Genomic DNA, 21,615 nt, shown 5'->3' on the forward strand with positions numbered 1-21,615 from the left:
CCGAACCTAGATCGGCAGGCTCTGTCTTCCAATAGCAATGGCGGTTTCTATCAGGCCGTCTTCCTCGCGATCGCGCATTGCTTCCACAGCACCTTCAGCGCCATGACCAGATGATCGATATCGGCGTCGGTATGCCGCGGGCCGGGGGTAAAGCGCAGTCGCTCCGTCCCCTTCGGCACGGTCGGGTAGTTGATCGGCTGCACGTAGATCCCGAACTCGTCCATCAGGTAGTCCGACAGCATCCGTGTCTTGACCGGATCCTTCACCATCACCGGGATGATGTGCGACGGATTGTGCTCGTGCGGGATGCCTTCGGCGTCGAGCCGGGCGCGCAACCGCTCCACCTGGCGGCGCTGCAGCGCGCGCTCGGTCTGGCTGACCTTCAGGTGGCGGATGGAGGTCGTGGCCGCGGCGGCCACGGCGGGCGGGAGTGCGGTGGTGAAGATGAACCCGCTGGCGAAGCTGCGGATGAAGTCGCAGAGTGCGGCGGAGCCGGTGATGTAGCCGCCCATCACTCCGAACGCCTTGCCCAGCGTGCCCTCGATCAGGGTGACGCGGTCCATCAGCCCCTCCTGCTCGGCGACGCCGCCGCCGCGCGGGCCATACATGCCGACGGCATGGACTTCGTCGAGATAGGTCATGGCGCCATGCTTCTCGGCGACCTCCACGATCTCGCGGATGGGGGCGATGTCGCCGTCCATCGAGTAGACGCTTTCGAAGGCGACGATCCTGGTCGCGTTGGCGGGCAGCGCGGCGAGCTTGCGGTCGAGGTCCTCAGGGTCGTTGTGCTTCCAGATGACCTTCTGCGCGCGGCTGTGACGGATGCCCTCGATCATCGAGGCGTGGTTGAGGCTGTCCGACAGGATCACCGCGTTCGGCAGACGCGCGCCCAGCGTGCTGAGCGCGGCCCAGTTCGAGACGTATCCGCTGGTGAAGACCAGCGCGGCGTCCTTGCCGTGGAGGTCGGCCAGCTCCTGCTCCAGCTCCAGATGCTGGTGCTGGGTGCCGCTGATGTTGCGCGTGCCGCCGGCGCCGGTGCCGCATTCCATCGCCGTCCGGGCCATCGCCGCGACCACGTCCGGGTGCTGCCCCATGCCGAGGTAATCGTTGGAACACCAAACCGTCACGTCGCGCACACCGCCGTCATGGTGGTTCTTGGCGCGCGGGTGCTGACCGCATTTGCGGGTCAGGTCGGCAAAGTAGCGGTAGTTGCCCTCGGCCTTGAGTGCATCGAGCTGTGCCTCGAACAGTTTATCGAACGGCATCGGGCCCCTCCTCCAGTAAGACTTCTTTCTTGGGCAGCATCCACCGCCACAATTTCTCGTCGGGCAACCGGACCACCATGAACCAGTGTTCCAGTAGCGCGAGCGCGCACATCGTCGCGAGCAGGGAAAACCCCACCCGCGCCGCATCCATGTCCGCCATGACCACGCGCTCGAGCAGGCAGGCCACCGCGAAGGACAGGGCCGTGACCGAGGTCGGGAACAGCCAGTTGATCCGCGCTTCGCGGAAATGGCTGGGCAGATGGGTCAGCGCGCGGGGGATGAACTCCGTGTTCACCTTGCGCACGCCGAGATAGAGGTTGAGCTTCGCGCTGATCCTCGCCGCGTAGAGGATCGCGAAGGTCCAGAGGCCGACCTTGTTGGCCGCGCCCTGGCCCGTCAGCGCCATGGCGATCAGCGCAGCGGTCAGGGTCATCTCGTGATAGGCCACCGTGCCCCAGGCACGGATGAACCGCTCCCATTCCGGGACGCCGGGCTTGGCGGCCAGCCGCGAGGGTCCGGTGACCACGCCGGTCAGGAAGGCCAGCTCCAGCCAGCCCCAGACGGCGAGGGCGGCGAAGAAGGCGCCGTAGGCGGCCGCGACGCTGGTCGCCTCCAGCGTCAGCCAGAAGACCGCCGCGCCGGCCAGCCCCAGGGGCAGCGTCGCGAGCACGGCCGCCACGTCCCGCCCCGCCCGGTCCGCGCGGCGCACGACCACCAGGATCGCCCCGGTGGAGGCCCACCAGGCGAACAGGGCGACCAGCGCCGCGATCCAGGGCGAGGCGAGGGTCATCAGTAGGCGGGCTCCAGCCGGGTCTTCGCAGGCACGTCGTGCCGGATCGCCGGAATGGTGTAGAGCGAGACGAAAGCCGCAGCGGCGCGGGCGGAGGCCGTGGCCTTGCCGACCAGTCGCGCGAGCCCGGTCTTCTTTTCGGCCTTCGCCAGATCCACGTTGGCGCGGTTGAGCCGCTCCAGCGTGGGCTGCCAGCGCGGATGCTCGATGTCGAGCGTGATCGGAAAGACCTGGCGGCTGATCTCGGATGTCTTGGTGAAGACCGAATGGGCGTACCAGTCCGGATCGACGCCGAGCGCCTTGTGGAACTCGGGCCGCTGGTGGTCGCGCACATACATCGTGCCGTAGACCGCCGTCAGGAAGAACTTGATCCACCAGACGTTGACGCCGGAGGTCAGCTTCGGGTCGGTCTTCATCAGCAGGGCGAAGGCTTCGCCGTGGCTGAACTCGTCGTTGCACCACTCCCGGAACCACTTGAAGATCGGGTGGAAGCGGTGCTCCGGATGCTGCTCCAGATGGCGGAAGATGGTGATGTAGCGGGCGTAACCGATCTTCTCCGACAGGTAGGTCGCGTAGTAGATGAACTTCGGCCGGAAGTAGGTGTACTTCTTCTTCTGCGTCAGGAAGCCGAGGTTCACCGCGATCCCCGCCTCGCGCAGCGCATCGTTGATGAAGCCCGCGTGCCGCGCCTCGTCCCGCGCCATCAGCTGGAACAGCGTGGTGATGTCGCTGTTGGAGCCCCGGCGCTTCATCTCTTTATACAGGACGCAGCCCGAGAACTCGGCCGTGCAGGACGAGATCAGGAAGTCGATGAATTCCTTCTTCAGGGCGGGGTCCATCCCGTCCCAGTCGACCTTGTCCCAGTCCTCGTTCTTCTTGAAATGGCCCCGGTTCGGGTCGGCCTTCATCTGCGCGATAAGCTGATCCCAGTCCTTGCGGACGGGGGTCACGTCGATCGCGTCCATCTCGTCGAAATCGGTGGTGTAGAAGCGCGGCGTCAGCAGCGTGTTCGACATGGCGACCTGCGTCGCCGTCTCGCTGTCGATGACCGCGTTCTGGTTGTCGGCGCCGAGCGCTTCCTCGACGGTGCGGGCATCGGCGGAATGCTTGAGCGGGGCGTTCATGACAGCGCCTCCCCGCTGAAGGAGAATTCGCAAAGCTCCATGAATTCGAAATCGCCGGTGGCGCGGGTCCACATCCGCTCCAGCCCCGAGGCGCGGGTGATGATCGCGGTGCGGTGCTCCTCGATGCATTCGCCGTAGGGCGCCATGATCTCGGCCCCCTGCACCTCGACCGCGTCGCCCGGATGGACCACGGCGCCGTTGTCGAAGCGGACATGCGCCGACAGCTCCTCGAAGCGATGCGACACCGTGACGGTGCAGGGTGCCTCCTCGCGTGTTCTCGTCAGAAATCCCATGGGTCGTTCCTCCCGATTTCAGTTCAGCAGTCTGGCGAAGGTGTCTGCGTTCTTCGCCCCGAATCCGACCAGCTCCGCGCGCCACCCGGTCACGTCGTCGCGCAGGCTGAGTTGGCCGTTCTCGTAGAGCACCAGGCGGATCGGCCGCACCTGGGTCTCCCCTCTCCTCTTGCGCTCGAATGCGAGGACACGTTCCACGCCGGCGACGAAGCCGCCTTGACTCGGATCAAGGTCGGCGATCACGGAGCCGTTGACGTCGAGCACGCGGGCCGCGCCCGAGACGCCGTCGGCGTCCAGATAGATCAGCCGCTGCTTCACGACCGCGACCTCGCCGTCGAGCGCCGGCATCGCCTCGAGCGGGCGGTCGGTGAAGCTGGCATAGGCGGTGATGAGCAGCGCCGAGACCACGAGCACGCCCATCGCGCGAACCAGCACGGTGGGGATCATCTCGCGGTCGCGGTGGCGGAGGCGGGCTTCGGGGGTCATGGGCCTTACTCCGCCGGAACCGCGAGGCCCGGGACAGGCCGCGCATCGCGTTCGATTACAGGGACCGTCCGGGCGGCGCCCGCCGCCTCGGCGATCAGCCGCGCGACCTTCGCCGCCTCGGGGATGCAGCGCAGGGCGGGCTGGGTGCGCGCGAAACGCCAGGGCCGGGCGTGCGGCCAGAGCAGCAGGTAGCTGAACCGCGTCTCGCCCAGCGTGCGCAGCGCGATCGTCCCGGTCCCGTCCGAACGGGTCACGAGATCGGCAGAGCCGACCCACTTGTAGGGAAACTGCAGCGTCATCGTCAGCGCCGCGCCGATCCGCATGATCACGCGCCGGTCGGTCACGGTGTAGACCGTGGCCCGGGCCTGCGCCCAGGCGATGGCGCCGAGCAGGGCGCAGCAACCCGCGCCCAGCACGAGGTAGAAGGAGGACTCGGCCGCAGCCCGACCCCATGACATCCCTGCCGCCAGCACCACCGTGTTCCAGGCGAAGAACAGCGCGAAGTAGCCCGCCACCCAGCGCAGGCGCAGCGCGTCGCGCGCCAGCGCCCGGGCCGAGGGGGCGCCCTGCCACAGGATGCGTTCGCCCTCGGGCAGCATCTCCGGCAGGCCCCTGATGGGCTCCTGTTCGAAATCGTCATGGTCCATGGGCCGGTCCTCCCTCTCAGGTCTTCACAGCTGCGGCTCTTGCCGGTCGAGCGAGGCGTAGAGCTTGCCTCCGCCGACGAAGCCGCTGATCTTGTCTTCCTCCAGCAGGGTCACCTGCGTGGGGGACTTGGTCGCCGGGATCTGGGCGAAATGCGCCTTGTGGAGCGACTTCACCTCGACGTGGTTGCCGTGGATGCGGCACAGCTGCATCGGCACGAGGCGCTTGCCGGCCTCGGCCACGTCCACCTCGATGAAGCGGACGAACTGCTCCGGGACGTCGATCCACATGTCGCTGACCTCGCCCGCGATGAGGCCGTCGTCGCCCATCACCGGCAGGCCGCGCGGATCGGTGCCCGCGCTGACGCGAAAACCGTCCAGGCTTTCCATCGGCGCGATCTTGGGATGGCCGTGGCCGTCGAGCTCCGGCACGTCGCGGCGCGGCGCCCAGGAGGCGGGGCCGACGCCGTCCAGCATCGGGTTGCCGGTCGGCTCGAACGGGAAGCCGTTCGGCACGGCCGACTTGCGCATCGCGATCTCGCGGCCCTCAGGGTCCATGTCGGGCACGGTCACCTGCCCGCGGCCATGCGGCAGCAGGAAGGTCTTCTGCCCCGGCAGCGGGAACGGGCCCTGGTTAGGCGCCAGCGTGCCGTCGTCGTTCTCGAGCGGATAGCCCTCGCGCATGTTCTCGGTCTGCAGGTAGTAGATCAGCAGCGCGAAGAAGCCGTAGAACAGCCAGAGGCTGAGGCTCGCGAGGTCGAAGTTTCCGAAAAAGGCGTCCACCATCAGGGTGTCCTCCGGTTCATGTGGGGAAGTCGGCCAGTCCGATCCTGGCCTCCTTCTGGTCGGGTCTGTCTGTCTGTTCGGTGCGGCTCACCAGCGGGCCGAGCGCCGCGAGCGTGAGGAAGAGAAGGCCGATCTCCAGGTGGTAGACGACCGAGTAGCCGGTCGTGGCCGAGGCCAGCGCCTCACCCAGGGCGCCCGATGTCGCCAGCGCGTTGACGCCGTCGCGAATGCCGCCGCCCATCGCCGTGCTCAGCCCCTGCGCGGTCGCCTGCGCCGCGCCCCAAGCGCCCAGCGCGAGGCCCCGGCCGGCGAGGTCGGTCACCGGCAGGGTCATGGCCGTGGTCAGCGTCGCCACCGCGAAGAGCCCGCCGCCGAAGCCGATGCCGAGGCTCCCTGCGAAGAACAGCGGCGCCGAGCCGAGCGGGGCCGCGAAGATCACCGCCGAGAAGGCGGCGATCCCGGCCAGCACGCCGCGCGCCGCCATCCGCGTCGGGTTGAGCCCGGCCGACAGCCACCGCGCCGCCAGCGCGAAGGCCAGGATGGCGCCGGCCGCCCAGGACGCGGTCAGCAGCGTCGTCTTCGACACCGACAGGCCTAGGATCTCGCCGCCATAGGGCTCCAGCAGCACGTCCTGCATGTTGAAGGCCACGGTCCCGAGGAACACGGCGGCCAGCAATCGCCCGGCGGTGCCGCCGCGCGTCAGGTCGGCCCAGGCATCCTTGAAGGCGGGGGGCGGGGCGCTGCGCTCCTCCCGCGTGGTCGGGCGCAGGCTCTCCTGCTTCCAGAGCGCGACGACGTTCAGCGCCAGCGTGACGACGGCCGTGCCCTGCACGACGCGGATCAGCATCACGCCGTCGAAATCGCGCAGCAGCCAGCCGATCACGACGGACGAGACCAGCATCCCCGCCAGCAGCGCCACATAGAGGAAGGCCACGACACGCGGCCGCGTCTCGTCGTCGGCGCGGTCGGCGGCGAGCGCGAGCCCCGCGGTCTGCGTCATGTGCATCCCGAGGCCGGTCATCACGAAGGCGAGCCCCGCGGCGACCTCGCCCGCGAAGGGCGGGATGGCGATCTGGTCGTAGCCGCCGAGGATCAGCAGCGCGAAGGGCATGATGGCGAGGCCGCCGAACTGCCAGAGCGTGCCGAACCAGAGATAGGGGATACGCTTCCACCCGATGGCGGAGCGGTAGGTGTCGGACTTGAAGCCGAGCAGCGCGCGGAACGGCGCGACCAGCACCGGCAGCGCGATCATCGCGGCGACGAGGAAGGCGCCGAGCCCCAGTTCGACGATCATCACCCGGTTCAGCGTGCCGAGCAGCATCACCGCCGCCATGCCGACCGAGACCTGGAACAGCGACAGCCGCAGAAGCTGCCTGAGCGGCAGCGCCGCCGATCCGGCATCGCTGAAGGGCAGAGCCCGAAGCGCGATGTTCCGGAAGCCGCTCATGCACGCAGCTCCAGCGCGGTCGAGATGTAGAAGCCCGAGGTCACCCGCTCCAGCACGGTGCCGCCCAGTTCGGCCGCCAACCCGTCGACGTCCTGCGGCACCATCGCCGGGGAACGGTCGGCCCGGGGGAACGCCTTGCCCGCCCAGAACATCGCCTGAAGCAGCGCCGTGCGCGGCGCCAGGCTGGTCACGACCAACGGGCTGCGTGGGCGCAGCGCAGCCAGATGCGCCGTCAGCGCGCGCGGCGCGTAGTAGATCATCGAATCCTGCGCCACGACGGCGTCGAAGCGGCCCAGCTCGCCGTCGAACATGTCGCCCATCATGAACCGCACCCGGCCGCGCAGCGCCGGGTCCAGCCGCTCGCGCGCGACGGCCAGCATCGCCGGCGCCACGTCGACGGCCACGACCTCGGCGCCGCGCCTGGCCAGCGCCTCGGCCTTGGCGCCGGTGCCGCAGCCCGCATCCAGAACGCGCGCACCCGTCAGGTCCTCGGGCAGGCGCGACAGGATCGTCGCGCGCATCCGGTCGCGCCCGGCCCGCACCGTGGCGCGGATGCGAGAGACCTTCGCCTCGCCCGTCAGGTCGACCCATGCCCGGGCGGCGCGCTTGTCGAAATAAGTCTGCACCCGCGCCCGCGTCGCGTCGTAGGAACCGGGCAGTACGGCCGGGGCCATGGTGGTATCGGAGGCCATCAATCGAATCCCAGCAACTCGAAGATCTCGCGGTCTGGCAGAGGCGCGGGGGCCAGCCCCTCGGTCCCGTCCCAGAGCAGCTGGGCGAGGCGCACATATTCCGCGCGGCAGCGGACGATGTCCTCCTCGTCGTCCATCTCGAACAGGGTCTTCTTCTTGAGCCGCGACCGCCGGATCGCATCCACATCCGGCATGTGCGCGATGCGGTTGAAGCCGACCACGTCGCAGTAGCGGTCCACCTCGTTCGTCTCGCGCGAGCGGTTGGCGATGCAGCCCGCGAGACGCACCTTGTAGTTCTTGGCCTTGGCCTGCACCGCGGCGATGATCCGGTTCATGGCGTAGATGCTGTCGAAGTCGTTCGCCGTCACGATCAGCGCCCGGTCGGCATGCTGAAGTGGCGCCGCGAAGCCGCCGCAGACCACGTCGCCCAGCACGTCGAAGATCACGACGTCAGTGTCCTCCAGCATGTGATGCTGCTTCAGAAGCTTCACGGTCTGGCCCACGACATAGCCGCCGCAGCCGGTGCCCGCGGGCGGGCCGCCCGCCTCGACACATTTCACGCCGCCATAGCCTTCGACGACGAAATCCTCGGGCCGCAGCTCCTCGGCGTGGAAGTCGACGTCCTTCAGCGTGTCGATCACCGTCGATTGCAGCCGCCCGGTCAGGGTGAAAGTCGAGTCGTGCTTCGGGTCGCAGCCGATCTGCAGCACCCGCTTGCCGAGCTTTGAGAAGGCCGCCGAAAGGTTCGACGAGGTGGTGGACTTGCCGATGCCGCCCTTGCCGTAGACCGAGAAGACCTTGGCGCCCTCGATCTTCGCCGAAGCGTCCTGGTGCACCTGCACCGAGCCTTCGCCGTCCAGTCCGGTCAGGTCGGGGATATCCTTGGGCATGTCGTCTCCTATTCCGCCGCCACGCCGATGCCTTCAAGCCGGTCTTCCAGCTCGTCAGCGGCATCCTGCAGGGCGGCCAATGTGTCCGCGTCTGGCTGCCAGAACCGGCGGTCGCCCGCCTCCAGCAGCCGGTTGGCCATGCGCGCGCTGGCCTTCGGGTTCAGTTCGGCGAGGCGGCGGCGCATCGCCTCGTCCAGGACGAATGTCTCGGAAAGCCGGGCATAGACCCAGGGCTCCACCGCGCCGGTCGTCGCCGACCAGCCCAGCGTGTTCGTCACCTGCGCCTCTATCATCGACACGCCCTCGGCGCCGTGCTTGAGCAGCCCCTCGAACCAGCGGGGGTTCAGGCTGCGCGACCGCGTCTCCAACGCAACCTGGTCGGCCAGCGTGCGCACCTTGGCCGCGCCGGTGGTCTGGTCGCCGATATAGACCGGCGCCTCACAGCCCTTCGCGCGCTTTACCGCGCGGCTGATGCCACCCAGCGTGTCGAAATAGTGGTCGACGGTGGTCACCCCCAGCTCGACCGATTCGAGGTTCTGGTAGGCGAGGTCTACGTCGCCCAGCGCCGCCTGCATCACCTCGGCCTGCCGTGCGGCCTTGCCGTTGCGCCCGTAGGCAAAGGACTTCCGCGCCTCGAAGGCGTCGGCGAGGTCGCCCTCGTCCTCCCAGGCGCCGCTGTCGACCAGATGGTTGACGTTGGAGCCATAGGCGCCCTCGGCATTCGAGAAGACCCGCAGCGCCGCCGTCTCCAGGTCGCAACCGACCTTCGCGGCATAGGCGAGGGCATGGGCGCGAACGAAGTTCTGCGCCTCCGGTTCATCGGCCGTCGCGGCGAGCCACGCCGCCTCGGCCAGCAGGCGCGTCTGCAAGGGCAGCAGGTCGCGGAAGATACCCGAGAGGGTCATCACCACGTCGATCCGCGGGCGGCCCAGTTCCGGAAGCGGGATCAGCTCCGCCCCGGCCAGCCGCCCGTAATGGTCGAAGCGGGGCCGCGCGCCGAGCAGCGCCAGCGCCTGCGCGATCGGCACGCCGTCGGACTTGATGTTGTCCGAGCCCCAGAGGACCAGCGCGACCGAGCGCGGCACGGAGGCATGGGTCTCGATCAGCAGTTCCGCCTGCCGCACGCCGTCGGCCAGCGCATAGGCCGTTGGCATCCGGAACGGGTCGAAGGCGTGGATGTTGCGGCCCGCGGGCAGGACTTGCGGGGAGCGGATCAGGTCGCCCCCAGGCACCGGCGCGACGAAACGGCCCGAGAGCGCCCGCATCAGCCCGTCGAGCTCCGCCGAGCCTCGCAGCGCCGCCGCGGCGTCCGCGCGGGCGTCGTCGCTCAGGTGGCCCAGATAGGCCGCGATCTGCGCGTCGCTCAGCGCGCCGCCGACCACGTGCAGCCCCTCGGGGATCAGCGCGGCCTCGGTCTCCAGCAGCGTCAGCCACAGCGCGTCCGGGTCCGCCCCGTCCATGTCCACCGCCGCCGCCTGGTCCGCGATCAGCGCCGCGAGCACCCCGGAGCGGTCGCCCCCGCGCCAGCGGTCGACCGAATCCTTCAGCGCCTGCAACCCCTTGTAGAGCCCCGAAGCAAGCAGCGGCGGCGTCACATGCGTCACCGTCACCGCGTTGCTGCGCCGCTTGGCCAGCGTCGCCTCGGACGGGTTGTTGGAGGCATAGAGATAGACGTTCGGCATGTCGCCGATCAGCCGGTCGGGCCAGTCGCCGGGTCCCATCCCGGCCTGCCGCCCCGGCATGAACTCCAGCGCGCCGTGCATGCCGAAATGCAGCACCACATCGGCCGAGAAATCCCGCCGCAGCCAGCGGTAGAAGGCCCCGAAGGCATGGGTCGGCGCGAAGCCCTTCTCGAACAGGAGCCGCATGGGGTCGCCCTCGTAGCCGAAGGCGGGCTGAAGGCCGACGAAGACCTTGCCGAAGCGGGCGCCCAGCACGAAGACGCCGCGGCCGTCCGACTGCGCACGTCCCGGGGCGGGACCCCAGGCGGCTTCCGTCTCGGAGAGCCACGGGTCCTCGGCGACCAGCCGGTCGGCAGGGATGTGATCCACGACGTTCGCGTCCTGCCCGTACGCGGCGGCATTGCCTTCGAGAATGGCGCGGCGCAGCGCCTCGACGCTGTCGGGCAGGTCCACCTCATGCCCCTCGGCGGCCAGCCGGCGAAGCGTGTTGAGCAGGCTCTCCCAGACGGCGAGATACGCCGCGGAGCCGGAGCGGCCGGCGTTAGGAGGGAAGTTGAACAGGACGATGGCGACTCGGCGATCGGCCGCCCGCGACCGGCGCAGCGCGGCCAGGCGCGCGGCCTTGGTGACCAGTGCCTCGACCCGCTCCGGACAGGGAGCAAGCTCCCGCGTGCCCGTGCCCCGGCACATCCGGGCGCAGCCGGCGCAGCCGCCCTCGCCGTGGCGCCCGGCGAAGACCGTCGGGCAGGTCGCGCCGTCGATCTCGGGCAGCGCGATCAGCATGGTCGTCTCGACCGGCCCCAGCCCCTGCCGCGCCCCCGCCCATTGGCCCAGCGTCTGGAACTCCAGCGGATGGGCGGCGAGATAGGGCACGTCGAGCGCCTTCAGCACCTCCACCGCGGCGGGCGAGTCGTTGTAGGCGGGGCCGCCCACCAGGCTGAAGCCCGACAGGGAGACCAGCGCGTCGATGCGCCCGCCGTCGAAATAGGCGGCGACTGCCGGCCGCATGTCCAGCCCGCCGGCGAAGGCGGGCAGCACCCGAACGCCGCGCGCCTCGAAGGCGCGGATGACCGCGTCGTAATGCGCCGTATCCCCCGCCAGCACATAGGAGCGCATGAGCAGCAGGCCCACCGTCGGCCGTCCGTCCTTGCCGGGCAGTTCCGCGACCCCGGTCGCGATCCGCGCCGGCAGGTCGGGATGATAGAGGCCGACATCCGGATAGACGACCGGCGCCGCTGCCCGGGTCTCCCACCGGCCGTAGCGGCCGATCAGGTGCCGAAGCAGCCCCTCGAAATTGTCGTCGGATCCGCCCAGCCAGTACTGCATGCAGAGAAACCAGGCCCGCAGGTCCTGCGCCTTGCCGGGGATGTAGCGCAGAAGCTTCGGCAGCCGCCGCAGCATCTTCATCTGCTTCTCGCCGGACGATCCCGACGGCGCCTTCGTCCCGCGCAGCCGCTTGAGCAGCTCGACCGCCGCCGAGGAGGGCTGGGCCATGTCCAGATCGCCCATCCGCGTGGCCTTCACGATGGCGGGGTCCGAGACCATGCCGACCACCGCGTCGCAGGCGCCGCGACGTGCCAGCACGTTGGGAAGGATGGCGCGGACATGCTCGTCGATGAAGATCAGGCCGCAGACGAGGATGTCCGCCGTGTCGACGGCGGCGCGCGCCGCCTCCAGCGCGCCGGGCGTCTCGGACCACGAGGCGGCGGCGTGGACCTCGACCGTCAGGCCCGGAAACTCCGCAGCCATGCGCAGGGCGACCCGCTCCACGGGGCCGGCCGCATGGGCGTCCATCGTCACGATGACGATGCGGTACGGAAGGGGACCGTCACCGCGCATAATGGGCCTTCGCCTCATAGAGGGTGTCGACGGTGATCTCGGCCACGCCGCGCTCGGCGGCGAAACTCTCGGTATTGCGCCGCGCCTTCCCGCGCACGAAGAAGGGGATCTTTCGCAACTCGCGTTCGGCGGCGGCGGCCCAGACAGGCTCCGCATCCTTCCTGTGGCCGGAAATACTCCGGGGGGAGTCCGCCTCCGGCGGATGGGGGGCAGAGCCCCCCTCCCCCGCGGCCACGGGCGCGTGGCCGCCATGATGGGACGGGCCGGCGGCATCCGAGAACTCGAAATCCTCGCGGAACATCGTCAGCAGATGCTCCTCCAGCCCCATGACGAGGGGGTGCACCCAGGTGTCGAACAGCACGTTCGCGCCCTCGACCCCCATCTGCGGCGAATGGCGCGCGGGGAAGTCCTGGACATGCACGGGGGCGGAGATCACGGCGCAGGGGATGCCGAGGCGCTTGCCGATATGCCGCTCCATCTGCGTGCCGAGGATCATCTCCGGCGCGGCGGCGGCGATGGCCCGCTCGACCTCCAGGTAGTCGTCGGTGACGGTCGCCTCGACGCCCATCTCCTTCGCCAGCGCCCGAAGGGGCCGCGCGAATTCGCGGTTGTAGCAGCCCAGCCCGCAGACCTCGAAGCCCATCTCGTCGCGGGCCACCCTCGCGGCGGCCATGGCGTGGGTCGCGTCGCCGAAGACGAAGACGCGCTTGCCGGTCAGGTAGGTGCTGTCGACCGACGCGCTCCACCAGGGTTGGCGCAGGTCGCCGGTGTCGAGCCGCGGGGCGATGCCGGCCAGCCCGGCGACTTCCTCGACGAAGGCGCGGGTGGCGCGGGTGCCGATGGGGATCGTCTTCGTGAAGGGCTGCCCGTGCTCCCGCTCCAGCCAGCGGGCGGCGGTCTCGGCATGCTCGGGGTAGAGGACCACGTTGAAATGCGCGGCACCCAGCCGGGCCAGATCCGAGGGCCGCGATCCCATCGGCGCCACGACGTTGACGGCGATGCCCATCGCGTCGAGCAGCTTCGTCACCTCGACCACGTCGTCGCGGTGGCGGAAGCCGAGTCCGGTCGGGCCGAGGATGTTGCAGCTCACCTCGGGCGTGCGGCCGCAGGGCTGCGCCAGGGTCCGGGCGAGCTGATAGAAGGTCTCGTCGGTGCCGAACAGCTCCTTGCGTGAATAGCTCGGCAGTTCCAGCGCGATGACCGGAACCGGCAGCCCCAGCCGCTCGGCAAGGCCGCCCGGGTCGTCCTGGATCAGCTCGGCGGTGCAGGAGGCCCCCACGATCAGCGCCTCGGGCCGGAAGCGGTCGTAGGCGGCAAGACAGGCGTCGCGGAACAGGGTCGCCGTATCCGCCCCCAGGTCCCGGGCCTGGAAGGTGGTGTAGGTGACGGGCGGGCGCTTGCCGCGCCGCTCGATCATGGTGAAGAGCAGGTCGGCATAGGTATCGCCCTGCGGCGCGTGGAGCACGTAGTGCAGCCCCTCCATGCCCGTGGCGACGCGCATCGCGCCGACATGGGGCGGGCCCTCATATGTCCAGACGGTCAGCTTCATGGCGCGCGCCGGGGCTCTGCCCCGGACCCCGGAGTATTTCCGGCCACAGGAAGCGAAAAAGAGCCGGCGAGGATCGCCTTCCGGCGCAGCGGCCGGGCGAAGAGTGCAGCGAGATCGCCCGCCTGTTCGTAGAAATGGACCGGCGTGAAGACGAGCTCGATCGCCCACTTGGTCGTCAGCCCCTCGGATTCGAGCGGGTTGGCGAGGCCCAGTCCGCAGACCGTCAGGTCGGGCCGGTCGGCGCGGAGCCGGTCGAGCTGACGCTCGACGTCCTGGCCCTCGGACAGACGTACGGGCGTCGGCAGCAGGTCGAGCTCGGGCGCCATCAGCCCGGCATGGAGGTAGGGCGTGCCGATCTCGACCGGCTCCATCCCGCATTCGCGGGCGAGGAAGCGGGCCAGCGGGATCTCCAGCTGGCTGTCCGGCAGGAAGGTGACGCGCTTGCCCGACAGTGTCCCGGCGGCGGCGGCCACGGCCCTGCGTGCGCGGGCGCGCGGGGCGTCGGTGGCGCGCGCGAAGGTCGCCTCGTCGATGCCGAAGGCGTCGGCCACGGCACGCAGCCAAGCGGTCGTGCCCTCCTCCCCGAACGGAAACGGCGCCTCGATCCGGGTCGCGCCGCGCCCGTCGAGCGCCGCCGCCGTGTCGCCGAGGAACGGCTGGAGCAACGCATAGCGCGTGTGCGGGCCCACGGCGGGGTCCTGGTCGGCGCGCCGGCCCGGGAGGACCTGGACGTGGTCGATGCCCAGACCCGCGAGGAGGACGCGGGCCTGATCCTCGACCACGTCCGGCAAGGCACCGACCAGGAGGAGATTGGATGTCTCGGTGGCGGGCAGTCCCGGCACCATCGCGGCGAGGCAGGCATCCTCGCCCTGGGTGAAGGTGGTCTCGATCCCGGATCCCGAATAGTTCAGCACCCGCACATGCGGCGCGTGGACCCGCGTCAGGCGCTGCGCGGCGCGCGCGAGGTCGAGCTTGATCACCTCGGAGGGGCAGGAGCCGACGAGGAAGAGCTGGCGGATGTCAGGGCGGCGTTCCAGCAGGCGCGCGACCTCGCGGTCGAGCTCCTCGTTGGCGTCCTTCAGGCCGGCGAGATCGCCTTCCTCCAGGATGGCGGTGCCGAAGCGGGGCTCGGCGAAGATCATGACGCCGGCCGCCGATTGCAGCAGGTGCGCGCAGGTGCGCGAGCCCACGACGAGGAAGAAGGCGTCCTGCATCTTGCGGTGCAGCCAGACGATGGCGGTCAGCCCGCAGAAGACCTCGTGCTGGCCGCGCTCGCGCAGGACGGGGGCGGACCGGCAGCCGATGGGGGTTCCGTCGTTCATGCGGGCGCCCCTTCCAGCCGCGCCATGCGCAGCTTCCAGACGAATTGCACCGCATTGACGAGGTAGGCGGCATAGGCCGCCAGCGCGCAGGCCATCTCGGCCGCCGGAGAGAACGCGGCCGACAGGATCATCGCGACATAGGCGAGGTGGAGCGCGATCACGCCGAAGCTGACCACGTCCTCCCAGAAGAAGGCGGGGGCGAAGAGCCAGTGGCCGAAGACGACCTTCTCCCAGATCGAGCCGGTGACCATGATCGTGAGCAGCACCAGCGTCTTGATGACGACCGAGGCGGTCGTCGCGACGTAGCCCTCGCCGGTGAGCAGGAACCGCGCGACGAGGGCCAGCGAGACGAGGAAGACGGCGAACTGCACCGGCGCCAGCACGCCCTGGACGAGCGTCCAGCGCGTCGCGTCGCGGCGCGCCCGCTCCTCTGGCGAGTAGAGCCGGAACGGCTCGGGCCTGATGCTCGTCGGTGTCATGCGGATCGACTCTCCCTATCGACAGTATCATCGTAATGACGGTCCGATTGTCAACTTGAACTTACACCTCTTCTTGGCTACTGTCGAACCAACTTGACGCGGGACGGCAGGTAGACTGTCATCTCTGTCTGACAGGCCCCGGATCATCGAGGCTCACCGCGGGAGGCGCGCGCGCCATGCGAGGGAACATCCAATGACGAAGGCGCGGCTCGTTCTCCCCTCCCTGCCGGAGGCGGTGTCGGCGGGGGTGCTGCAGCAGCAGGCCGCCCGCTTCACCGGGCTCGTCCGCGACGACCTCGCCGACGCCTCCGCGGTCGACGGGTTCGTGCCCGTCGCCGAGCGGGTGGTCCTGCATCCCGACGAGACGCCACGCCGCGCGCTGCTGGCCGAGGCGGCGGCGGACCCGCGCCTCGCCGTGCTCCTGCTCGGCACGGTCTTCCCGCGCGTCGCCCGCCTGCTGGAGGAGGGTTGGAACACCGACCGGCTGTCCTTCGTCGACGTCACCATCGCGGCGGCGCGCCTGCAGGACGCGGTGCGCGTCCTGGGGCAGTTCACCCTGCCCGCCCGGACCGACGCGCTGGTGATGGTCGTCCCCCCGTGGGAGCAGCATACCCTGCCGGCCAGCCTCGCCGCCGCGCGGCTTCGGCGGAAGGGCGTGCCGATTCGGTTGATCCAGGCCATCTCGGTGCCGCAGATGCTGCCGCTGATCGCGCGCTGCGGACCCGCCGGCGTCCTGATCAGCGTCGGCAGCTACCGCTCCGCCGGAAAGCTGCGCCCGCTGATCGGCGCGCTCCGCAGCCACGTCCCGCGCGCCCTGCCGATCGTGGTCGGCGGCCCGGCGATGGAAAGCGACGCGGCGGTCTGCCGCCGGAGCGGGGCCGATCTGGCAACCAACGACCTCGATGCGGCGTTGAGCTTTTGCGAACTCGCACTAGATGATGTTGCTGTCCGCCAGAGCAATGTAGATGCATAGGGGGGACGCGACCTTCGCTCCGTATCGATTGGGATACACTTGATGAACACGCGCGAGAGCGACTTCTGGAACGAGCGTGCCGGCCCGCGCATCGCGCCCGAGCATTTCGGCGAGATCGTGGCGACCGCCGCCGATCTCGCCATCGTCGTGGGAGAGAGCGGCAGGGTCATCTCGATCACGACCAACCCCCTCAATTCCGCCATCGGCAGCGTCGATCACTGGGAGGGGCGGCCGATCCGCGACTTCCTCGCCCCCGACAGCGTCGACAAGGTCAGCCGCCAGATCGCCGCGACCCTTCGGCAGGAGGAGCGGCGCCCCGAGACCATCGAGGTCAACCATATCGACGGCGCGGCCTGGGAATTCCCCGTCCGCTACACGATGCACCTGACCGGCCGCGACGGCCGCGTGCTGATGCTGGGCCGCGACATGCGCCCGTTGGCCGAGCTGCAGCAGCGGCTGGTCCGCGCGCAGATCGCGCTGGAGAAGGACTACGAGCAGCAGCGCATCTACGAGACCCGCTACCGTGTCCTGCTGGACGCGATGCGTGAGGCCGTGGTGCTGGTCGACGTCGCCTCGGGCCGAATCCTGGACGCGAGCGACGCCGCAGCCAGCCTGCTCGGCACGGACCGCGGGGCCCTGACCGGCGCCGCCTTCACCCAGGAATTCGCGGGCAAGCGCCGGTCCGAGTTCATCGATTCGCTCTGCCGCGCCGCTGCGGACGACGGGGGCAGCGTCACCGCACCGCTGCGTGACGGCGGGCCGGAGGTCACGCTGCGGCCGGTCCTGTTCCGCAACGCGGGCGACCGGACGCTGCTCTGCCGGCTGGAGACGCAGGCGGACCGCCCGGGGGCAGGCGATCCGGCGCTGGCCGCGCTGTTCGACGGCGCGCGCGAGGCGATCGTCCTGACCGACGCGGAGGACCGGATCCTGCGCGCCAACGACAGCTTCCTGACCATGATGGAAGTCGACTCCCTGACCGAGCTGCGCGGCCGCTCCTTCGGCGACCTGCTGTCGCGCGGCAGGGTCGACCTGAAGGTTCTGCAGGACGGTGGCCAGACCGGGCCGCTCTCGACCCGGCTCATCACCCGCTTCGGTTCGCATCTGGCGGTCGAGATCACCTGTGCCGGCCCGGTCGGGGCCGGGCAAGGTTATGTCCTGCGGGAAGCCGACCGATTCGCCCAGCTCGACTCGGACGCCACGCCCGAGGACGACCTGACCGGCGGCAGCGACGCGGGCCGGGTCCGTGCCCTGGTCGGGTCGGCGCCGCTGCGCGACATCGTCGCCTCGATGACCGACGTGATCGAGAAGCAATGCATCGAGGCCGCGGTCGAGCTGACGAGCAACAACCGCGTTGCCGCCGCCGAGATGCTCGGGCTCAGCCGACAGAGCCTTTATGTCAAGCTGCGCAAGTATGGCCTGCTGCAGCGCGACGAATCGTGACAGCCGGCAAAGTGTAAACTTGTTGTGACAGATGGGGTGTATGTCGTAGCATACGCCCATGAGTTTCGCCTCGCACATCCCCCCCGCCCGCCGCTGGCCCGAACCGGCCGCGTTGCTGCGCCTGATCAAGCCGATCACCTGGTTCCCGCCGATGTGGGCCTATCTCTGCGGCGTGGTCTCCTCGGGCGTTTCGCCCGGCTCCAGCCCCGGACTGGTCCTGCTGGGCGTCCTGCTCGCCGGACCTGTCGTCTGCGGGATGAGCCAGGCCGCCAACGACTGGTGCGACCGCCATGTCGACGCGGTGAACGAGCCGGACCGCCCCATTCCCTCCGGACGCGTTCCCGGGCGCTGGGGCCTCTGGGTCGCGCTCGCCATGAGCGTGCTGGCCCTGGGGCTGGCCGTGCCGCTCGGCCCCTGGGGCCTCGGCGCGACCGTTCTGGCCGTCGCGGCCGCCTGGGCCTATTCGGCGGAGCCGGTGCGCGCCAAGCGTTCCGGCTGGTGGGGGCCCGGGCTGGTCGGGCTCAGCTACGAGACGCTGCCCTGGATCACCGGCGCCGCCGTCCTCGCCGCCGGGGCGCCCGACGCCCGGATCGTCGTGGTCGCGCTGCTCTACGGGATCGGGGCGCACGGGATCATGACGCTGAACGATTTCAAGGCGCTGGAGGGCGACCGCCAGCACGGCGTCGACTCTCTGCCCGTCACCCTGGGCCCCGAACGCGCCGCACGCGTCGCCTGCTGGGTGATGACCCTCCCGCAGATCGCCGTCGTGGCGCTGCTCTGGTCCTGGGACCGCCCCGTCCACGCGTTGATCGTCGCGGCCCTGATCGCAGCGCAGGGGGCCGCGATGCGGCGTCTGCTGCGCGACCCGAAACGCCTTGCGCCCTGGTACAACGGCACCGGCGTCCTTCTGTCGGTGGCCGGCATGATGGTCGCCGCGATCGCGCTGAGGGGGCTCTGATGGGCTGGGGCGGCATCGCGCGGCTCTGCCTCGTCAACATGGCCATCGGCGGGATGGCGGCGCTGCCGCTGAACCTCTTCAACCGGCTGATGACGGTGGAGCTTGCCCTGCCGGCGATCCTGCCGGGCCTTCTGGTCGCGCTGCACTACGCTGTGCAGATCACGCGACCGGCCTGGGGCCACCGCTCCGACCGGACGGGCGCGCGGGTGCCGGTGATCCTGGCAGGCATGGCAGTGCTGGGCGCCGGCGTCGTGGCGGCGGCCTGGGCAGTGAGCCTGCCCACCGGGGCCGCGCTGGCGGTCTGGGTCGTCGCCTACACGGCCATCGGCCTCGGCATCGGCGCGGCGGGGACGTCCTTCCTCGCGTTGCTGGCCATCGCCGCGCCGGACGACAAGCGCGGTGCCGCGGCGACCCTGGCCTGGCTGTTGCTGATCGCGGGCGCGATCCTCGCCTCGGTCGGCGTCGGCATAGCGCTGGAGCCCTATTCCCCCGCCCGCCTCGTCGGCGTGGTCGCCGTCGCGGCCCTCATTGCCTTCCTTCTGACCGTGCTGGCCACCTGGCGGATGGAGCGTCGCGGCGACGCACCGCCCGAGACTCCGCCGCTCGCCGCCGCCCTTCGGGCGGTCTGGGCCGACCCGGCCGCGCGGCGCTTCACCGGGTTCGTCTTCCTGTCGATCCTCGCATTCCACCTGTCGGAGCTGATCTTCGAGCCCTTCGCCGGCCATGTCCACGGGTTGCCGCCCGAGGGCTCGACCAAGCTGTCCGGCGCCAAGGACGGCGCGGCCCTGCTGGGCATGCTGGCCAGCGGCGGGCTCGCGCATCTCCGCATCGGGTCCCTGCGGGCCTGGGCGATCGTCGGCTGCCTCGTCTCCGCCGTCGGGCTGATGGCCCTGGGCGCGGGTGCGCCGCTGGTGCCGGCGACGGTCACGCTGGGCCTCGGCAACGGTCTCTTCGTCGTCGGCGCGATCGGGTCGATGATGCGTCTCGCCTCCTCGCGCGCCTCGGCCGAGGGCACGACGATGGGCGTCTTCGGCGCCGCGCAGGCCGTGGCCGCGGGGCTGGCCGTGGTCGCCGCGACCGCCACGCTCGACCTGCTGCGCGCCGTCCTGCCAGACGGCCCGGCCTATGGCACGCTCTTCGCGCTCGAAGCCGCGCTGTTCCTCGCCGCCGCCCTGATGGCGGCCCGCATCCTGGGCCCCGCGCCCGTCCCCGCCGCAATCCCCGGAGAATGACCATGAACCAGACCTTCGACGTCGTCGTCATCGGGGGCGGCCCCTCGGGCGCGACCTCCGCCATGGACCTCGCCAGGCTCGGCCGCTCGGTCGCGCTGATCGACCGGGACGGGCGGATCAAACCCTGCGGCGGCGCCGTGCCCCCGCGCCTGATCCGCGACTTCGAGATCCCGGATGACCAGCTCGTCGCGAAGATCAACACGGCCCGCATGATCTCCCCCACCGGGCGGCGCGTCGATATCCCGATCGAGGGCGGCTATGTCGGCATGGTGGACCGCGAGCATTTCGACGAGTTCCTGCGCCGCCGCGCCGCCGAGGCCGGGGCCACGCGCCTGACCGGCACCTTCCTGCGGGTGGAGCGGGCCGGCAACGTCGCCACCGTGATCTACCGCGACAAGGCCAGCGGAGAAGAAGCGCATCTCGACTGCCGCCTGGTCATCGGCGCCGACGGCGCCCGCTCCGCCGTGGCCCGGACCGAGATGCCCGGCGCGCGCGAGATCCCCTACGTAATCGCCTATCACGAGATCATCGAGGCGCCCGCCGCCGTCGGCTCCTACGATCCGGGCCGCTGCGACGTGGTCTATGACGGCGCCATCAGCCCCGATTTCTATGGTTGGGTCTTTCCGCACGGCAAGCAGGCCAGCGTCGGCATGGGGACCGGGCGCGACGGCGTCGACCTGAAGGCCGCGACGAAGGCCCTCCGCGCCGCCTCGGGCCTCTCCGACTGCGTCACCATCCGGCGCGAGGGCGCGCCGATCCCGCTGCGCCCGCTCGATCGCTGGGACAATGGCCGCGATCTGGTGCTGGCGGGCGACGCCGCCGGGGTCGTCGCGCCGTCCTCGGGCGAGGGGATCTTCTACGCCATGGTCGGCGGCCGGGTCGCCGCCGTCGCCTGCGAGAAGGTGCTGGCCACGGGCAAGGCTGCGCATCTGGCCTTGGCACGCAAGCTCTTCATGAAGGACCACAAGGCCGTCTTCCGCATCCTCGGCGCGATGCAGGACGCCTATTACCGCTCCGACGAGCGGCGGGAGCGCTTCGTCACCCTGTGTCACGATGTCGACGTGCAAAGGCTGACTTTCGAGGCCTATATGAACAAGGAACTCGTGAAGGCGCGCCCGATGGCTCATATCAAGATCGGTCTGAAGAACCTCGCCCACCTCGCCGGCATCGTGTCCGCCACGGGGCGGGCATGAGCCAGCAGATCCCCGCCTGGATCGACGGGACGCTGACGCCCGTCGACAAGCTGGAGGTCCATGAGCGCGGCCTGCGGCACCCCGCCATCTCGGTCTTCGTGATGGAGGGGCCGCGCGTGCTGATCCAGCGCCGGGCGCTGTCGAAATACCACACCCCGGGTCTCTGGGCGAATACCTGCTGCACCCATCCCCATTGGGGCGAGGCGCCGGAGACCTGCGCCACCCGCCGCCTCGACGAGGAGCTGGGCATCACTGGCCTGCGGATGCGGCCGCGCGGTACGCTGGAATACCGGGCCGATGTCGGCGGCGGGCTGATCGAGCACGAGGTCGTGTCGGTCTACACCGCCGACGCACCCGCCGATCTGCCGGTCAGGCTCAACCCCGAAGAGGTCGACTCGACCCGCTGGGTGGACCTCTACGACCTCTGCGCCGAGACCCGCCGCCACCCGGATCGCTTCACCCCCTGGCTGCGCATCTACATGGCCGAGCACATGGACGCGATCTTCGGGGTCCTGAACCGGGCCTGACAAC

20 protein-coding genes are annotated in these 21,615 nt (G+C 70.1%); 6 read left to right on the forward strand and 14 right to left on the reverse strand.

Annotated features, from left to right (window positions below; all coding sequences use genetic code 11):
- Positions 1 to 50 precede the first annotated feature (50 nt).
- From hemA to bchF, 14 genes are read right to left on the reverse strand one after another with little or no spacing between them, the layout of a single operon-like run.
- The gene (gene hemA / locus DR046_RS05095) at positions 51 to 1,265 is read right to left on the reverse strand and encodes a 5-aminolevulinate synthase (protein ID WP_115380645.1); all 1,215 of its coding nucleotides are present in this window, start codon (positions 1,263 to 1,265) and stop codon (positions 51 to 53) included.
- Positions 1,252 to 2,055 carry a putative photosynthetic complex assembly protein PuhE gene (gene puhE, locus DR046_RS05100; protein ID WP_115380647.1) on the reverse strand — a complete coding sequence of 268 codons (804 nt, stop codon included), beginning with the start codon at positions 2,053 to 2,055 and terminating at the stop codon, positions 1,252 to 1,254. The genes hemA and puhE overlap by 14 nt, the downstream gene beginning before the upstream one ends.
- Positions 2,055 to 3,179: a magnesium-protoporphyrin IX monomethyl ester (oxidative) cyclase gene (gene acsF, locus DR046_RS05105; RefSeq protein ID WP_115380648.1), complete on the reverse strand. Its 1,125-nt coding sequence runs from the start codon at positions 3,177 to 3,179 to the stop codon at positions 2,055 to 2,057. Before acsF ends, puhE begins: the two co-directional genes overlap by 1 nt.
- Positions 3,176 to 3,472: an O2-dependent cyclase accessory protein gene (locus DR046_RS05110; RefSeq protein ID WP_115380650.1), complete on the reverse strand. Its 297-nt coding sequence runs from the start codon at positions 3,470 to 3,472 to the stop codon at positions 3,176 to 3,178. Before DR046_RS05110 ends, acsF begins: the two co-directional genes overlap by 4 nt.
- An 18-nt stretch (positions 3,473 to 3,490) precedes the next feature.
- The gene (puhC, locus tag DR046_RS05115; RefSeq protein ID WP_115380652.1) at positions 3,491 to 3,958 is read right to left on the reverse strand and encodes a photosynthetic complex assembly protein PuhC; all 468 of its coding nucleotides are present in this window, start codon (positions 3,956 to 3,958) and stop codon (positions 3,491 to 3,493) included.
- A 5-nt stretch (positions 3,959 to 3,963) separates the two neighbouring features.
- Positions 3,964 to 4,605, reverse strand: coding sequence for a photosynthetic complex putative assembly protein PuhB (puhB, locus tag DR046_RS05120; protein WP_115380654.1), 642 nt, complete (start codon positions 4,603 to 4,605; stop codon positions 3,964 to 3,966).
- A gap of 24 nt (positions 4,606 to 4,629) precedes the next feature.
- Entirely contained in the window at positions 4,630 to 5,388 is a 759-nt protein-coding gene (gene puhA, locus DR046_RS05125) for a photosynthetic reaction center subunit H (RefSeq protein ID WP_115380656.1), read from the reverse strand.
- Positions 5,389 to 5,404: 16 nt separating this feature from the next.
- Complete coding sequence (locus tag DR046_RS05130; RefSeq protein ID WP_115380658.1) at positions 5,405 to 6,835, reverse strand: PucC family protein; 1,431 nt, start codon at positions 6,833 to 6,835, stop codon at positions 5,405 to 5,407.
- Complete coding sequence (gene bchM, locus DR046_RS05135; RefSeq protein WP_115380862.1) at positions 6,832 to 7,509, reverse strand: magnesium protoporphyrin IX methyltransferase; 678 nt, start codon at positions 7,507 to 7,509, stop codon at positions 6,832 to 6,834. The genes DR046_RS05130 and bchM overlap by 4 nt, the downstream gene beginning before the upstream one ends.
- 17 nt (positions 7,510 to 7,526) lie before the next feature.
- Positions 7,527 to 8,417 (reverse strand): ferredoxin:protochlorophyllide reductase (ATP-dependent) iron-sulfur ATP-binding protein, encoded by an 891-nt coding sequence (bchL, locus tag DR046_RS05140; RefSeq protein WP_115380660.1) that lies wholly within the window; start codon positions 8,415 to 8,417, stop codon positions 7,527 to 7,529.
- Positions 8,418 to 8,425: 8 nt separating this feature from the next.
- A complete protein-coding gene (locus tag DR046_RS05145) occupies positions 8,426 to 11,938 on the reverse strand; it encodes a cobaltochelatase subunit CobN (protein ID WP_115380662.1) in 3,513 nt (1,170 codons plus the stop codon).
- Positions 11,928 to 13,487: a ferredoxin:protochlorophyllide reductase (ATP-dependent) subunit B gene (bchB, locus tag DR046_RS05150; RefSeq protein WP_115380664.1), complete on the reverse strand. Its 1,560-nt coding sequence runs from the start codon at positions 13,485 to 13,487 to the stop codon at positions 11,928 to 11,930. Before bchB ends, DR046_RS05145 begins: the two co-directional genes overlap by 11 nt.
- Complete coding sequence (locus DR046_RS05155) at positions 13,484 to 14,809, reverse strand: ferredoxin:protochlorophyllide reductase (ATP-dependent) subunit N (protein ID WP_115380666.1); 1,326 nt, start codon at positions 14,807 to 14,809, stop codon at positions 13,484 to 13,486. The genes bchB and DR046_RS05155 overlap by 4 nt, the downstream gene beginning before the upstream one ends.
- Entirely contained in the window at positions 14,806 to 15,288 is a 483-nt protein-coding gene (bchF, locus tag DR046_RS05160; protein WP_115380667.1) for a 2-vinyl bacteriochlorophyllide hydratase, read from the reverse strand. The genes DR046_RS05155 and bchF overlap by 4 nt, the downstream gene beginning before the upstream one ends.
- 193 nt (positions 15,289 to 15,481) lie before the next feature.
- On the opposite strand from bchF, the gene DR046_RS05165 reads away from it, so the two are divergent.
- Genes DR046_RS05165 through idi form a run of 6 tightly spaced genes read left to right on the forward strand, consistent with a single transcriptional unit; the run spans position 15,482 to position 21,611 of the window.
- Positions 15,482 to 16,261 (forward strand): hypothetical protein, encoded by a 780-nt coding sequence (locus DR046_RS05165; RefSeq protein WP_115380669.1) that lies wholly within the window; start codon positions 15,482 to 15,484, stop codon positions 16,259 to 16,261.
- Between the two features lie 42 nt (positions 16,262 to 16,303).
- Positions 16,304 to 17,701: a transcriptional regulator PpsR gene (gene ppsR / locus DR046_RS05170; RefSeq protein WP_115380671.1), complete on the forward strand. Its 1,398-nt coding sequence runs from the start codon at positions 16,304 to 16,306 to the stop codon at positions 17,699 to 17,701.
- Between the two features lie 58 nt (positions 17,702 to 17,759).
- Positions 17,760 to 18,659, forward strand: coding sequence for a chlorophyll synthase ChlG (chlG, locus tag DR046_RS05175; protein WP_115380673.1), 900 nt, complete (start codon positions 17,760 to 17,762; stop codon positions 18,657 to 18,659).
- On the forward strand, positions 18,659 to 19,891 hold the full coding sequence (locus tag DR046_RS05180) for an MFS transporter (RefSeq protein WP_115380675.1): 1,233 nt from the start codon (positions 18,659 to 18,661) through the stop codon (positions 19,889 to 19,891). Before chlG ends, DR046_RS05180 begins: the two co-directional genes overlap by 1 nt.
- 2 nt (positions 19,892 to 19,893) lie before the next feature.
- Positions 19,894 to 21,084 (forward strand): geranylgeranyl diphosphate reductase, encoded by a 1,191-nt coding sequence (locus DR046_RS05185; RefSeq protein ID WP_370815682.1) that lies wholly within the window; start codon positions 19,894 to 19,896, stop codon positions 21,082 to 21,084.
- Positions 21,081 to 21,611, forward strand: a complete 531-nt coding sequence (idi, locus tag DR046_RS05190; RefSeq protein ID WP_115380679.1) for an isopentenyl-diphosphate Delta-isomerase — start codon at positions 21,081 to 21,083, stop codon at positions 21,609 to 21,611. The genes DR046_RS05185 and idi overlap by 4 nt, the downstream gene beginning before the upstream one ends.
- Positions 21,612 to 21,615: the final 4 nt, after the last annotated feature.

Source organism: Jannaschia formosa (assembly GCF_003340555.1).
Lineage (GTDB): Bacteria > Pseudomonadota > Alphaproteobacteria > Rhodobacterales > Rhodobacteraceae > Jannaschia > Jannaschia formosa.

Bases quoted from the DNA above. Each gene is read 5' to 3' on its own strand.
- hemA (WP_115380645.1), bottom strand. From the start codon at position 1,265: ATGCCGTTCGATAAACTGTTCGAGGCACAGCTCGATGCACTCAAGGCC.
- puhE (WP_115380647.1), bottom strand. From the start codon at position 2,055: ATGACCCTCGCCTCGCCCTGGATCGCGGCGCTGGTCGCCCTGTTCGCC.
- acsF (WP_115380648.1), bottom strand. From the start codon at position 3,179: ATGAACGCCCCGCTCAAGCATTCCGCCGATGCCCGCACCGTCGAGGAA.
- DR046_RS05110 (WP_115380650.1), bottom strand. From the start codon at position 3,472: ATGGGATTTCTGACGAGAACACGCGAGGAGGCACCCTGCACCGTCACG.
- puhC (WP_115380652.1), bottom strand. From the start codon at position 3,958: ATGACCCCCGAAGCCCGCCTCCGCCACCGCGACCGCGAGATGATCCCC.
- puhB (WP_115380654.1), bottom strand. From the start codon at position 4,605: ATGGACCATGACGATTTCGAACAGGAGCCCATCAGGGGCCTGCCGGAG.
- puhA (WP_115380656.1), bottom strand. From the start codon at position 5,388: ATGGTGGACGCCTTTTTCGGAAACTTCGACCTCGCGAGCCTCAGCCTC.
- DR046_RS05130 (WP_115380658.1), bottom strand. From the start codon at position 6,835: ATGAGCGGCTTCCGGAACATCGCGCTTCGGGCTCTGCCCTTCAGCGAT.
- bchM (WP_115380862.1), bottom strand. From the start codon at position 7,509: ATGGCCCCGGCCGTACTGCCCGGTTCCTACGACGCGACGCGGGCGCGG.
- bchL (WP_115380660.1), bottom strand. From the start codon at position 8,417: ATGCCCAAGGATATCCCCGACCTGACCGGACTGGACGGCGAAGGCTCG.
- DR046_RS05145 (WP_115380662.1), bottom strand. From the start codon at position 11,938: ATGCGCGGTGACGGTCCCCTTCCGTACCGCATCGTCATCGTGACGATG.
- bchB (WP_115380664.1), bottom strand. From the start codon at position 13,487: ATGAAGCTGACCGTCTGGACATATGAGGGCCCGCCCCATGTCGGCGCG.
- DR046_RS05155 (WP_115380666.1), bottom strand. From the start codon at position 14,809: ATGAACGACGGAACCCCCATCGGCTGCCGGTCCGCCCCCGTCCTGCGC.
- bchF (WP_115380667.1), bottom strand. From the start codon at position 15,288: ATGACACCGACGAGCATCAGGCCCGAGCCGTTCCGGCTCTACTCGCCA.
- DR046_RS05165 (WP_115380669.1), top strand. From the start codon at position 15,482: ATGACGAAGGCGCGGCTCGTTCTCCCCTCCCTGCCGGAGGCGGTGTCG.
- ppsR (WP_115380671.1), top strand. From the start codon at position 16,304: ATGAACACGCGCGAGAGCGACTTCTGGAACGAGCGTGCCGGCCCGCGC.
- chlG (WP_115380673.1), top strand. From the start codon at position 17,760: ATGAGTTTCGCCTCGCACATCCCCCCCGCCCGCCGCTGGCCCGAACCG.
- DR046_RS05180 (WP_115380675.1), top strand. From the start codon at position 18,659: ATGGGCTGGGGCGGCATCGCGCGGCTCTGCCTCGTCAACATGGCCATC.
- DR046_RS05185 (WP_370815682.1), top strand. From the start codon at position 19,894: ATGAACCAGACCTTCGACGTCGTCGTCATCGGGGGCGGCCCCTCGGGC.
- idi (WP_115380679.1), top strand. From the start codon at position 21,081: ATGAGCCAGCAGATCCCCGCCTGGATCGACGGGACGCTGACGCCCGTC.